Source organism: Microbispora sp. H11081, from assembly GCF_012999535.1.
Taxonomy (GTDB): domain Bacteria; phylum Actinomycetota; class Actinomycetes; order Streptosporangiales; family Streptosporangiaceae; genus Microbispora.
In genome coordinates, this window is sequence record NZ_JABBWV010000002.1 from 940,956 (window position 1) to 954,068 (window position 13,113).

The 13,113-nt window shown below is 74.8% G+C and carries 13 protein-coding genes; 5 read left to right on the forward strand and 8 right to left on the reverse strand.

The genetic code is table 11. The annotated features are described in order from the left end of the window. Nucleotides 1-6: 6 nt before the first annotated feature. Genes HHX31_RS09405 through HHX31_RS09420 form a run of 4 tightly spaced genes read right to left on the reverse strand, consistent with a single transcriptional unit; the run spans nt 7 to nt 2,969 of the window. On the reverse strand, nt 7-363 hold the full coding sequence (locus tag HHX31_RS09405) for an ATP synthase subunit C (RefSeq protein WP_169947058.1): 357 nt from the start codon (nt 361-363) through the stop codon (nt 7-9). Next, nucleotides 327-1,637: a V-type ATPase 116kDa subunit family protein gene (locus tag HHX31_RS09410; RefSeq protein WP_169947059.1), complete on the reverse strand. Its 1,311-nt coding sequence runs from the start codon at nt 1,635-1,637 to the stop codon at nt 327-329. Before HHX31_RS09410 ends, HHX31_RS09405 begins: the two co-directional genes overlap by 37 nt. Then, nucleotides 1,624-2,538, reverse strand: a complete 915-nt coding sequence (locus HHX31_RS09415; RefSeq protein ID WP_169947060.1) for a hypothetical protein — start codon at nt 2,536-2,538, stop codon at nt 1,624-1,626. Before HHX31_RS09415 ends, HHX31_RS09410 begins: the two co-directional genes overlap by 14 nt. Continuing rightward, nucleotides 2,535-2,969 (reverse strand): hypothetical protein, encoded by a 435-nt coding sequence (locus tag HHX31_RS09420; protein ID WP_169947061.1) that lies wholly within the window; start codon nt 2,967-2,969, stop codon nt 2,535-2,537. Before HHX31_RS09420 ends, HHX31_RS09415 begins: the two co-directional genes overlap by 4 nt. Before the next feature lie 162 nt (nt 2,970-3,131). Here HHX31_RS09420 and HHX31_RS09425 point away from each other — a divergent pair, with 162 nt between their 5' ends. Further along, nucleotides 3,132-5,789: a GNAT family N-acetyltransferase gene (locus HHX31_RS09425; RefSeq protein ID WP_169947062.1), complete on the forward strand. Its 2,658-nt coding sequence runs from the start codon at nt 3,132-3,134 to the stop codon at nt 5,787-5,789. A gap of 34 nt (nt 5,790-5,823) precedes the next feature. After that, nucleotides 5,824-6,564: a VOC family protein gene (locus HHX31_RS09430; protein ID WP_169947063.1), complete on the forward strand. Its 741-nt coding sequence runs from the start codon at nt 5,824-5,826 to the stop codon at nt 6,562-6,564. Between the two features lie 57 nt (nt 6,565-6,621). On the opposite strand, the gene HHX31_RS09435 is transcribed toward HHX31_RS09430, so the two are convergent. Then, nucleotides 6,622-7,107, reverse strand: a complete 486-nt coding sequence (locus tag HHX31_RS09435; RefSeq protein WP_169947064.1) for an FBP domain-containing protein — start codon at nt 7,105-7,107, stop codon at nt 6,622-6,624. Between the two features lie 120 nt (nt 7,108-7,227). Between HHX31_RS09435 and HHX31_RS09440 the strand changes: the two genes are divergently transcribed. Beyond that, the gene (locus tag HHX31_RS09440; protein WP_169947065.1) at nt 7,228-7,818 is read left to right on the forward strand and encodes a DinB family protein; all 591 of its coding nucleotides are present in this window, start codon (nt 7,228-7,230) and stop codon (nt 7,816-7,818) included. On the opposite strand, the gene HHX31_RS09445 is transcribed toward HHX31_RS09440, so the two are convergent. After that, entirely contained in the window at nt 7,770-8,816 is a 1,047-nt protein-coding gene (locus HHX31_RS09445) for a TRM11 family methyltransferase (RefSeq protein WP_211589414.1), read from the reverse strand. The genes HHX31_RS09440 and HHX31_RS09445 overlap by 49 nt on opposite strands. A 498-nt stretch (nt 8,817-9,314) precedes the next feature. On the opposite strand from HHX31_RS09445, the gene HHX31_RS09450 reads away from it, so the two are divergent. Next, entirely contained in the window at nt 9,315-10,136 is an 822-nt protein-coding gene (locus tag HHX31_RS09450) for a putative protein N(5)-glutamine methyltransferase (protein WP_169947067.1), read from the forward strand. After that, entirely contained in the window at nt 10,133-11,017 is an 885-nt protein-coding gene (locus tag HHX31_RS09455; protein ID WP_169947068.1) for a fructosamine kinase family protein, read from the forward strand. The genes HHX31_RS09450 and HHX31_RS09455 overlap by 4 nt, the downstream gene beginning before the upstream one ends. 2 nt (nt 11,018-11,019) lie before the next feature. On the opposite strand, the gene HHX31_RS09460 is transcribed toward HHX31_RS09455, so the two are convergent. Both HHX31_RS09460 and HHX31_RS09465 read right to left on the reverse strand, forming a co-directional pair. Continuing rightward, entirely contained in the window at nt 11,020-11,733 is a 714-nt protein-coding gene (locus HHX31_RS09460; protein ID WP_169947069.1) for a MerR family transcriptional regulator, read from the reverse strand. Nucleotides 11,734-11,806: 73 nt separating this feature from the next. Beyond that, a complete protein-coding gene (locus HHX31_RS09465) occupies nt 11,807-13,084 on the reverse strand; it encodes an APC family permease (protein ID WP_169947070.1) in 1,278 nt (425 codons plus the stop codon). Nucleotides 13,085-13,113: the final 29 nt, after the last annotated feature.

Consider the following 13,113-nt stretch of genomic DNA (forward strand, 5'->3'; position numbering starts at 1 on the left):
CCACGGTCAGGCCCGTTCGATGAGGATGACGCCGATGACGAGACCGTAGATCGCGATTCCCTCGGCGAGGCCGACGATGACGATGGCCCGGCCGAACAGTTCCGGCCGCTCGCTCATCGCGGCGAGGGCCGCCGCTCCCGTGTAGGCGACGGCGATGCCCGCGCCGATCGCCGAGCCGGCGACCGCGATCGCCGCGCCGAGCAGCGCGGTGCCGTTCACCGCCGGGGCCGCGGCCGTGAACGGGGCGCCCGCGTCCGCCCTCGGGGCGCCGGCGGCGGTGAGCGCCGAGACGAGGAGGACGAGCGCGGCGAGCACGATGACGGCGTTCACGGCCTGCAGGCCTCGTCTGGTCCAGACGGACATGGCCTCGCCTCCTCGGACGTCGGTGGAAGATGCCAGGGGCGGAACGGGCGCCCCTCGGCCTGGAAGAGCCGGGAGAACAGCTCGTAGTACTCCAGGCGCAGCGCCTGGACGGCGGCCACGAGCCCTTCGATCGTGAACGCGAGCGCGTTGCCCGCGACGAAGATCATTGCCGCGGCCACCGGGTGGCCGGTCCACAGCCTGGTGGTGCCCGCCCACACGATGGACCCGATGGCCGCGTGGGTGAGGCCGAACGCGGCCAGCCTGGCGAAGGAGACGAGGTTCGCGCCCAGCCGGACGACCAGGTCGAACAGTCGTACGGCGGCCTGGGCGATCCCGCCGGCGCCGCCGCCGGCCTCGGCGAGGAACCCGGCGCAGGCCAGCGCGAGACCGGTGGCGGCGACCAGGCCACCGGCCACGCCCAGGAGATCCAGCCGTGCGTACCATCCGGCGAAGGCCAGGCCGAGCCCGGTGAACACCGCCGCGCCGGCGATGCCGGCCGGGGAGTAGAGCGCGACCGGCCAGCCCCCCTCGCGCCACCGGTTCACCACCGCGAGCGCGTAGGCGCAGCCGAGCAGCAGCGCGCCCACGCCGAGGGCGGCGAGCAGCAACTGGACGGGATGGGCGAGCGGCTTCAGCCACAGCACCGGCACGACGCCGGTCGGGCCGAAGCACTCGCCGTACAGCAGGCCGAAGACGATGCTCGTCAGGCCCGCGCCGAGGGCGAACGGCCACGCCCGATGGAACCTGGCCAGCCGCCTGGGCCGGCGGCGCCACAGGCCGGCGGCCGCGACCAGCAGCAGCGCCCCGTGGCCGGCGTCGCCGAACATCATGCCGAACATGACCATGTAGGCGCCGGCCGCCAGCGGAGTGGGGTCGATGTCGCGGTAGGGCACCGTTCCGTACGTGGCGACGACCGGGGACAGGAAGCCGCGCAGCCCGGCCGACCGCAGCAGGGACGGCGCCTCGACGCCGGCCGGCCGGGAGATCGGGACGACCACGCCGCCGTGGGGCGCCAGGCGGGCCGACAGGCCGGTCACCAGCGTGGCGGGCATCCAACCGGCGAGCGCCGCGACGTCATCGCGGACCACGGCCTCCCGCGAGACGGTCTCCAGCGGCGCGTCGGCGGCCGTGGACAACTCGACCGCCCCCGCGCCGCCCACCTGCCTCAGGACGTCGGTCATGGCGGCGGCGGGCGCCGTGATCGCGACCCGTTCCATGCGGACCGGCCACAGAGCCTCCCGCCAGGTCACGCGGGTCCTGTCAGAAGAGGGCATCGGCGGCGCCTCCCCTCGCCGCCAGTTCCAGCGCGGCCCCCGTCCTGCGCGCGTCGGCGGCCAGCACGGCGACCGCCCCCACGACGGGGCCCGCCGAGAAGCCGGAGCCCGTCAGCAGGGCGCGCCCGTCGTCCTCCACCCGCTTCCACCAGCGCGGCTCGGCCTCCCACAACCGGCCGGGGTCGCCGACGTCGAGCAGCGCCCAGCGGGCGGCCGAGGGAAGCCGCCCGGTCATCTCCGTGATCGACGTCGCCGCCACGGCGTCCGGACCGATGAGGACACGGCAGCGATCGCGCACCGCGGCGGACAGCTCACGGCGCTCGGCATGCCGTTCACGGGCGACCAGCAGCGCCGCCGCGCCGAGGACCCAGCATCGGGCGGTGGGAGGAAGCACGTCGGCGAGCCGCTCCGCCCAGGCCAGGCGCATGCCCAGCTGGATGTCGTGACGGGTGGAACCGCCCGGGTCGCCCCACGGGGAGGCGGCCAGCGTCGTCCTGATCTCGGCGAGCGACCCCGACCGCCGCAGCCGCGGCCACGCCGTGCTCAGCGAGCCGAGGACGAACTCGGGATCGGCCGGCCGTCCGGCCAGGCGGCACATCAGCTCGTCCACGTTGGCGATCTCGAACCACCGGGCCAGGACGCGCATCATCTGCCCGCCCTCCCTCGGCAGCCAGCCGGTGAGGACGCGGATATGCCAGGCGAGCGTGGCCACCACGGCCCGCTGGGCGTCGGGCAGGCTCTGACCGGGCCGCACGTCGTGGCCGTAGGAGGTGAGCGCGAGCATGGCCACCGCCTCGGCGGCGGAGCCGCAGGCGGCGAGCCGGCGGGCCCGCCGGAGCCCGAGCCCACGACGCACCAGCGCCCTCGCCCGGGTCGAGCCGGAGACCCAGGAGGCGGTCACGACAGATCACGGGTCAGCGACCGCACCTCCGCGACGACCCGGGCGACCATCTCCGGCGTGCGTTCCGCGGCACGTTCGCGGGTCGCGGCGGCGGAGCGCGCGGCGTCTCGCAGGAGAGCGTCGCTCTCCCGCTCCGAAGCGCGGCGAGCCGAGGCGGCGGCCTCCGCCCGCGCCGCCTCCGCCTCCAGGCGGGCAGCCGAGACGATGGCGGCGGCCCGGGCCCGGGCGCGGGCTCGCGTCTCGTCCGCGCCTGACCGTGCGAGAAGCCGCTCACGAGCGCACATGGCCCGTGTCTCCTCCAGGGCGGAGAAGACCACCTCGAGTTCGGCGGCCTGGTCGGCCGCGTAGTCGGCGGGAACGCCGGCGGGCGCCGCGGCGCCGGGTACGCCCGCCGGGCGGAACCGCTGGAGGAAGTCACGCAACCGAGCCATTGTTCACCTCCACCTGCATGGGTGATGCCCCCGCAGAGGTCGCACCTTGCAGATCGGCGGACGTAAACCTCGGTGGCGGCGCTCGATCCCGGGACCAGGGTCCCTGCCGGGAAGGGGAGGAGGCCCCTGGGGCCGTGCCGGGCGGTGGCCGACGCTGGGAGCATGACCAGAACCGTTGCCGAGGCGTGCGACGTGCTCCTGCGGGACGGCGGGGTGGCGCACATCCGCCCGTTGCGCCCATCCGACCGGGACGCCCTGCACGCGCTGGTCGCCAGGGCGTCGCCGCGCTCGGCGTACCTGAGGTTCTTCACCGGTGGCACCGCCTCGGCCGACGCGTACATGGACCGGATCACCGTCCCCGGCTACCCGGGGCACGCCCTGGTCGCTCTGGTCGGCGGAGTCATGGTCGGCGTCGCCGAGTACGTCCCCGGCCCCGGCAGGCCGGAGGCCGAGGTGGGGATCCTGCTGGACGACCCGGTGCACGGCCAGGGGCTCGGCACGCTGCTGCTTGAGCACCTCGCCCTGGACGCGGCCGACGCGGGGATCGAGGACCTGGTCGCCACCGTCCTGCCCGAGAACCGGGTGATGCTGCGCGTCCTGGGTGATCTCGGCCTGCCGGTGGAGAGTCGGTACGAGGAGGGGCGGGTGGAGATCCGCATCGCCACGCGGCCCGCCGACAGCCTGGTGGCCGAGATCGAGGCCCGGGCGCACGAGGCGGAGCGCAACTCCCTCGCGCACGTGTTCACCCCGTGCTCGGTGGCGGTCGTCGGGGCCAGCCGCGACCCGGCCCGCGTGGGGCACCGCGTGCTGCGCAACCTGGTCGACGGAGGCTTCCCCGGGCCGATCTACCCCGTCAATCCCCGGGCCGCCGAGGTGTGCGGCCTGCCCGCCTATCCCGGCATCGCCTCGCTGCCCGGACCGGCGGAACTGGCCGTGATCGCCGTCCCCGCCTCCGCCGTGCTCGGCGTCGCCCGCGAGTGCGCCCGCCACCGGGTGCGCGCCCTGGTCGTCCTCACCGCCGGCTTCGCCGAGGCCGGGGGCCGCGAGGCCGAACGGGAACTGCTGCGTGTCTGCCGCGAGGCGGGCATGCGGCTGATCGGGCCCAACTGCCTCGGCGTCGTGAACACGGCCGCCCGCCTGCACGCAGGCTTCCTGCCCGGGCGCCCTGCCGCGGGGCCGCTGGGACTGATGTCCCAGTCGGGCGCGGTCGCGGCCGCTCTGGTCGAACGCGCGGGACTTGTCGGCCTCGGCGTCTCCTCCTTCGCCTCCGTCGGGAACAAGGCGGACGTCAGCGGCAACGACCTGCTCGAATATTGGGAGGACGATCCGGCCACCCGCGTCATCGCCCTGTATCTCGAATCCTTCGGCAACCCGCGCAGGTTCGGCCGGATCGCCGCCAGGATCAGCGCCCGCAAACCGATCATCGTCGTGAAGAGCGGACGCACCACGTCGGGCAGCCGGGCCGTCCGCTCGCACACCGCCGCCGCCGCGACCCCCGACGTCGCCGTGGACACGCTGCTACGCGCCTGCGGCGCGATCAGGGAGGACAGCGTCCAGGACCTGCTCGACACCGCCAGGCTGCTGGCCTTCCAGCCGCTGCCGGACGGCCCTCGGGTGGTCATCGTCGGCAACTCCGGCGGCCCGCAGGCGATGACCGCGGACGCCTGCGAGCGGGCCGGCCTGGTCGTGCCGGACCTGTCCCCCGCCACCGCGCAGGCGCTTCGAGCCCGGCTCCGCCCGGCCGCGGCGGTCGCCAACCCCGTCGATCTCACCGCCGAGGCCGACGCCGCGGATTTCGCCTTCGCGATCTCGACGGTGCTGGCCGACCCGGGCGCCGACGCCGTCCTGATCGTCTACACCCCGCCGTTCGGCTCGGGCCTCGATGCGACCAGGAAGGCCATCGCGGCCACGACCATGGGCGCGGCCAAGCCCGTGCTCGCCTGCCTGGCCGGGCATGACGAACTGGTCGACGGCCGGGTGCCCGCGTACGCCTTCCCCGAGCAGGCCGTGCACGCCCTGTCCCGGGCCGTCGGCCACGCCGCCTGGCGGGCCCGGCCGCCTGCCCCCGCCGAGGACGTCGCGGGCATCGACCTGTCCGCCGTCCGCCGGATCGTCGCCGCGGACCTGGCCGACCATCCAGGGGGGCGCTGGCTGGACGAGCGCACGGCGACCGGCCTGCTGTCGGCCTACGGCGTTCAGGTCGCCGCATCCGTCGCGGTCGACGGGCCCGAGGCCGCCGCCGAGGCCACCGCGCTCACCGGCCTGCCCGCCGTGCTCAAGGCGACCGGCCCTCGTCTCGTCCACAAGTCCGACGTCGGCGGCGTACGGCTCGGCCTGCGAACCCCCGAGCAGGTCCGGCGGGCATACCGGGAGATGGCCGCCCGCCTCGGCCCCGCCATGCGGGGGGCGATCGTCCAGGCCATGGCCGCCGAGGGCGTCGAGATGATCGTCGGAGGCGTCGCGCACGAGACGTTCGGGCCGCTGATCATGGTGGGGCTCGGCGGGGTGACGACCGAGCTGCTCGCCGACCGGGCCTTCCGGGTGCCGCCGATCGACCGTGCGGAGGCGGCACGGATGATCGGCGAGCTGCGCTGCGCGCCGCTCCTGCACGGCTACCGAGGCCGCCCGGAGGCCGACGTCGGCGCGCTGGCCGACCTGGTCGTCCGCGTCGGCCGCCTCATGGACGACCAGCCCGACATCGCCGAGCTCGACCTCAACCCCGTCATCGTGACGCCGGACGGCGTCGCGGCCGTGGACGCGCGCGTACGGCTCGCGCCCGCCCCGCCGCTCCCCTCCCCCTTCCGGCGCCGCCTCCGCTGAACACCCGCAGGGAGGCTGCCATAAGATCGGCGGCATGGCGCTGCGGCTTGTCCAGGTGAACTTCAAAGCCCGGGATGACGAGGCGCTCGGCCGTTTCTGGGCGGAGGCGCTCGGCTGGGGTGTCTCCAGCGAGGGGCCCGGTGTGACCAACGTCGAACCCGTGGGCTTCGACTGGCCGGACCCCACCGCCGTCTGCGTCGACGTCGTCGCCACCCCCGACCCGGAAAAGGTGCGGTACCGCGCGCACCTCGACCTCGCCACCACCTCCGCGGCCCACCAGGCGGAGCTGGTCGCACGCCTGAAGGAGCTCGGTGCGAAACCGGCCGACGTGGGCCAGGGCGACGTCCCGTGGGCGGTCATGGCCGACCCGGAGGGCAACGTGTTCTGCGTGCTGGAGCCTCGGGAGGTCTACCGGGACACCGGGCCGATCGCCGCGGTGGTGGTCCACTGCGCCGACCCGCGGGCCATGGCCCGGTTCTGGGGCGAGGCGGTGGACTGGACCGTGCACGAGGTCGGCGACGACTACGCGAGGCTGCGCTCGGCGAAGGGTGTCGGGCCATACCTCGAGTTCCTCCGGGAGACGCCGGGCGCGAAGACCGTGTGGACCCGCGTCCATCTCGACGTGCTGCCCTGCCCCGGCGACGATCAGGCCGCGGAGGTGGCCCGGCTGCGGGCCCTCGGCGCGACACCGGCCGACGTCGGCCAGGGCGACGTCCCGTGGATCGTCCTCGCCGACCCGGAGGGCAACGAGTTCTGCGTCCTCGCCCCGCGCTGACGCGGGAGCCCCGTCAGGATCGGGCGGTCCCGGTCACCGGGTCGCCTACTGGGTCGCCTACTGGGTCACCTTCTGGAGGAACTCGCTCACGTTCGCCCCGGTCCTGCTGATCTTCTCTTCGAGCGTGAGCGACTCGGGCATCCGCCCGCCGGGCCCGACGTCCTTCTTCCCGCGCAGATACAGCGAGCAGGCCAGGTCGGTGCACATGTAGGCGCCCACCGAGTTGCCGCCGCCGACGGCGCGGCGGGCGGTCATCAGCGACACGCCGTCGCCCGAATGGGTGGTCAGGCACAGTGAGCACATGCTGCGCCGCACCTGTCCTGCGCTGGAGGCGGCCCGCCGCAGCGCCACCCCGACCAGCCGGTCGCCCTGTTCGGCGACCAGGTACGCACGACCAGGTGACGCGAGGTCCTGCCAGCCCAGGAAGTCCAGATCCTCCCAGGGCCGCGCGTCCAGATCCCTGGGTATGGCGAGGCGTTTGGCTTCGCCCTTGGTGCAGTTGACGAACGAGGCGCGGATCTCGCGCTCGGAAATCGGCTTCATACGGACGAAGCTATCCGCCATCGCTTTTCGCCGCAATCGATTAAGCGTCTACCTAGGGATCCTAGGCAGGGCGGCGGAAACCCGGTGCGGCCTGTCGGTGCCAGGTGACACACTCCCGGCATGGCGACACCAGACCCGAAAACAGACCTTCGACGCTATCTGCAGACCGCACGGGACGTCGTGGTGTGGAAGCTCGACGGGCTGTCCGAATACCAGATCCGCCGCCCGATGACCCCGACAGGGACGAACCTCCTGGGACTCGTCAAACACCTGGCCGGAGTGGAGGCAGGCTACTTCGGCGACACGTTCGGGCGGCCGTTCGGCGAACCGCTCCCATGGATGGAGGACGACGCCGAAGACAACGCGGACATGTGGGCGACCGCCGACGAGTCACGCGACGACATCGTCGGGCTGTACCGCCGGGTGTGGCAGCACTCCGACAGCACCATCGCCACGCTGGCGCTCGACGCGACCGGCCACGTGCCGTGGTGGCCGGACGAGCGCAGCACGGTGACGCTGCACCAGATCCTCGTGCACGTCATCGCGGAGACCAACCGGCACGCCGGTCACGCCGACATCGTCAGGGAACTCGCCGACGGGAAAGCCGGGGTGCGGGACGGGAACCTCAACCTGCCCCCCGGCGATCCGGCATGGTGGCAGGACTACCGCGACCGGCTGGAGCGCACGGCGCGGGAAGCGGGCGACGGCTGACCTCGCCCGCCGCCCGGCCGCGGCGCGGTCCACCGGACGAGGAACGACTCCGCCCCTGCCACCCGTACGCGTTGCAGGTGCACCGGCGTGAGGCCGTGGCGGATGCCGAGCGGCACCTCGGCGACGCCGGGCAGGAGGACCACCGCGGTGCCGCCTGGCGCGAGCACCCGGCGCACCTCCGCCCACCAGCGTGCGGCGGACTCGGCGAGCAGGCCTCCCGGGGCCACCTGGCCACCCCAGGGCGGGTTAGCCAGCACACGGTCGGCCACGCCGTCCGGCACCGGCAGGCGACCGGCGTCGGCCCTGGCCACGGCGACGGGCAGCCCCGCGGCGTTCTCCCTGGCGGCCGCGACGGCCTGCCAGGCCAGGTCGAACCCGCAGGCGCGGATGTCCGGCCGCTGCCGCACCGCCTCCGCCAGCAGGGTGCCCGCGCCGCAGCAGGGATCGAGGACCGTGTCGCCGGGTTCGACGCCGGCCATCGCCGCCATGGCGGCGGCGACCGGGGGATGCAGGGTCCCCGGCACCGAGCGCCGCTTGTAGGCCCGCCGGTGCAGGGGGCGCTCGGCGACGCGCAGCAGCAGCGTGGCCCGCTCCCCGTCGAGGGTGACCCGCCAGCCGCTGTGCCCCGGCGGCGGCGCACCACCGCGCCGCGAGTGGTAGCCGACCCCGAGCCGGGCGGCCAGGACGCGCCCGACCGCGTCCTCCACGTCGTACCTCGTGAAGCCGCGCCTGCCCAGGAACGACGCCGACACCTCGACGCCGGTGAACCCGGCAGGGCCGCCGTGGTCGCGGCGCAGCCGCGCGAGGACGGCGAGGTCGGCGGCGGCGGCGAGCCCCGCCAGCGCGTCGGCCCCCCTCCGCGACGTGCCGACGTCGTCGCCCCGCGCGGCCAGCAGGAACACGTCGTCCGCCGTGCGCAGGCCCAGCACGAGGCGGCGCGCCCCGGCCGGTCGCTCCGCGCGGAAGTGCACCTCGCGATGCCCGATATGAGTGATCATGCCGAGCCCGTTCCGCAGTATCTCCGCGGCTACCGTGGGCTCCAGTCCGTGGACGCACCGCGCCACCAGGCTCGCCTCCGTACATGGGACGGAGGGAGCGCAGGGACGCGGAGCGGAGAAAGTGACAGTGACAGCGCCTGAGCGCATGATGATCGTTGTTCTCCCGCGTCGGCCCGGGACGGCACACCGCCGTCCCGCCTCGTCGGCGACGGGCGGGGCCTCGCTTCGCCGACGGCGACTAGCGGAGCTGGAAGAAGAACGTGAACGTCACAATCGCGATCATAGGGCCGCGGGCATTCCGCCTCAACATCTCCGCTCCGGCCCGCGGCCCGCCGGTGAGCGGGCGCTCTGGTGTAGGGTGCCGGTCACGGCGGCGACGACACGAGGAGGTGAGCCCCATTACCGCTGAACAGGTCGGGTGCTCCCCTCTCCACACACGTACGGTCGCGTAGAGCAGGCGGCCACGGGAGCGCCCTCGGCACACCGGAAGGCTCTCCCTTGTCAACGTCTCTTTCCCTCGCTTTTCCCTCGGTCGTGGCCCGGTTGCGGGCCGCGGGGTGCGTGTTCGCCGAAGACGAGGCCCAACTGCTGATCTCCGCCGCGGGCACGCCCGCCGAACTCGACGACATGGTGACCCGCCGCGTCCGCGGCCTGCCGCTGGAGCACGTCATCGGCTGGGCCGAGTTCTGCGGCCTGCGACTGGCCGTCGACCCCGGGGTCTTCGTGCCCCGGCCGCGCACCGAGTTCCTGGTCCGCCAGGCCGCCGCGCTCGCCCGGCCGGGCGCCGTCGTCGTCGACCTGTGCTGCGGCTCCGGCGCCATGGGCGCGGCGCTGGCCGCCGCAGCCGCCGGGCCGGTCGAACTGCACGCCGTCGACGTCGACCCCGCCGCCGTACGCTGCGCCCGCCGCAACCTCGCCCCCGTGTGCGGCAGGACAGTCGGCACCGTGTACGAGGGCGACCTCTACGCCGCCCTGCCCGCCGCGCTGCGCGGCCGGGTGGACGTCCTGCTCGCCAGCCCGCCGTACGTGCCCACCGGCGCGATCGGGCTGCTGCCGCCCGAGGCACGCGAGCACGAGCCGCAGGTCGCGCTCGACGGCGGCGCGGACGGGCTCGACGTCGTACGGCGGGTCGTCGCCGGGGCGGACGCCTGGCTCGCCCCGGGCGGCCACCTTCTCGTGGAGACGAGCGAGAGCCAGGCGGAGGAGACCGCAGAGGCCGTCGCCCGCGCGGGCCTCACCGCCCGCCTGACCCACGACGACGAACTGGACGCGACCGCCGTGATCGGAACCCGGCCGGGGAGCAGAGGAGCTCACCCGTGACGAATACGACGTCCTTCCTGCTGGAACGCCTGCACGCGGCCGGCCTGACCGACGTCGTCGCGGTCGAGCCCGCCACTGGCGGCCTCGCCGCGACGGCGGGGCTCGCCCGCCGCGGCGACGGCACGCCGGTGTTCGTCAAGGCGTTCGGCGAGCCCCCCTCGGACGACGTCTTCACCGCGGAGGCCGAAGGGCTCACGGTGCTGCGCGAGGCGGGCGGCGTCGCCACACCCGAGATCATCCTCGCGGACCGCGACCTGCTCGTGCTGTCCGTGCTGAATCCCCGGCCGGACACCGGGGCCTTCTGGGAACGGTTCGCGCACGCGCTCGCCCACCTGCACACCACCACGCGATCCCCCCGATTCGGGTGGCACCGGGACAACTGGCTGGGCCGTCGCCGGCAGGTCAACACCTGGGATGACGACGGGTTCGAGTTCTTCGCCCGGCACCGTCTGCTGCGCTGGCTCGGCGAGCCTCGCGTCCGGGAGGCGCTCGGCACCGCGGACCGGGCGGCGCTGGAGCGGCTGTGCGACCGGCTGCCCGAGCTGCTGCCGGTCAGGCCCGCGTGCCTGACGCACGGCGACCTGTGGGCGCTGAACGTCATGGCCACCCCTGATGGGCGGCCCGCGCTGATCGACCCGGCGGTGTCGTACACGTGGGCCGAGGTCGACCTGGCGCACCTCTGGACGACGGCGCCGCCGCCCGAGGCACAGGTGTTCTTCGAGCTGTACGCCGAGCTGACCGGGCTCGACCGCGACTGGCGCGAACGCATGCCGATCCTGCAGTTACGCCAGCACCTGGCGGTGATCGCCCAGTTCGACCCCGACTGGGGCGCCGCCGATCTGGTGCGGGCAACGCTCGCCCCGTTCCGACGCCGGCCGTGAGCTCACCGGAGGGAGCCGGTGACGTAGTCGTGCAGGCGGGCGGAGCCTTCGAGCATGGCGACGGCCGTGGCGGCGAGGGCGGCCCGGCGCTCGGCCAGGGCCGCGCGCAGCGCCTCGGTGCTGCCGGTGCGGCGCAGGCCGTCGAGCACGTCGCCGATCCGCGCCAGCGGATAGCGCCCCTGCCGCAGCATGTGGATCATGCGGGCGTCGCGCAGCTCGGCCGGGCCGTACCACCGGTAGCCGGTGCCGGGCTCGCGCTGCGGCGTCAGCAGCCCGGCGGCCTCCCACACCCGCAGCGCCGAGGCCCGTACGCCGAGGAGGGCGGCCATCTCCCCGATCCGCAGGGGGGACCGCGGCGCCGCGGGGCCGCCGGGGTCCTGCCCGGCCACCGCCTCGACCGCCTCCCCCGTCGCCCGCAGAGCCAGCCGCTGCTGGTGCAGCTCCGCGTGGCAGGCGTCGACGAGGGCGAGCGCGCCCGCCAGGTCGCCCTCGTGCACGGCCAGCATGACCGAACGGGCGGCCTCCCAGCCGTACCCCTTCGCCAGCGCCCGATAGGCGAGCAGGGCGTCACGGTGCCGCGTGTCGAACCTGCGGTAGCCCGCGGCCGTCCGCTCGGCGGGCGGGAGGACGCCCGCGTCGGCGTAGTTGCGGATCTGCTGGGTGGAGACCCCCGCCTCCCGCGCCAGGTCGACCGGGCGTAGCGCCCGTCGGCTCACCGTTTCCACCTTGGTTGAGACTTCGGTCGCATTTGCCTCATGGTAGCCGCCGGCGAGTCTCAACCGGTACGCGTCAGGTGGCCGCCCGGCGCAGGGCGTAGACGACGGCGCCGACCGCGAGCACGGCGGCCCCGGACACCACCGAGGACAGGGGCAGGGCGAAGGCCAGGACCAGGCACCCGGCCAGGCCGACGACGGGCACGGCCCGCGGCGGCCGCCCCTCCTCGGGGCCGAGGGTCCAGGCGGCGGCGTTGGCGATGGCGTAGTAGACCAGCACGCCGAAGGAGGAGAACCCGATCGCGCCGCGCAGGTCGGCGGTCGCGGCCAGGACCGCCACGACCGAGCCGACCGCCAGCTCCGCGTGGTGCGGCACCCGGAAACGGGGATGGACGGCGGCCAGGACACGAGGCAGGTGCCGGTCACGGGCCATGGCCAGCACGGTGCGGGACACCCCGAGGATCAGCGCGAGCAGCGACCCGGTCGCGGCGAGCGCGGCGCCCACGCGTACGACCAGGGCCAGGTCGGGATAGCCGGCCTCCCGCACGACGGCGGCCAGAGGGCCGATCGCGTTCGCCAGCCCCGCGCTGTCCAGCACGGCGAGCGCGGCCACCGCGACCGCCGCGTAAACGACCAGGGTCAGCCCGAGCGCGAGGGGAATCGCGCGGGGAATGGTCCGCGCGGGGTCGCGCACCTCCTCGCCGAGGGTGGCGATGCGCGCGTACCCGGCGAAGGCGAAGAAGAGCAGGCCCGCCGCCTGCAACACCCCTCCGGCGGTGGCGTCGGATCCGACGTCCAGCCGTCCCGGGTCCGCCGCGCCGGACGTCAGGCCCGCCACCACCACGACGGCCAGCACCGCGACGACCACCGCGACGATGACCCGGGTGAGCCAGGCGCTCTTGTGGATCCCCGCGTAGTTGACCGCCGTCAGCGCCACCACCGCCGCCACCGCCACCAGGTGGGCCCGCTCCGGCCACAGGTAGGAGCCGACGGTCAGCGCCATCGCCGCGCACGAGGCGGTCTTGCCGACCACGAACGCCCACCCCGCCAGGTAGCCCCAGAAGTCCCCCAGCCGCTCCCGCCCGTACACGTACGTGCCGCCGGAGGCGGGGTAACGCGCGGCCAGCCGGGCCGATGAGGTGGCGTTGCAGTAGGCGACGACGGCCGCCAGGGCCAGCCCGAGCAGCAGCCCGGACCCCGCCGCCCGCGCCGCCGGCGCCAGGGCGGCGAAGATGCCCGCGCCGATCATCGAACCCAGCCCGATGACCACGGCGTCGGGCAGGCCCAGCCGCCGTTCCAGCGGCCCATCCCCTGCGCGGGCCGGTGCTCCCACGACGACCTCCGATCCCGACATCGATCACCGTACTTCCCGGCCGAGGGTTC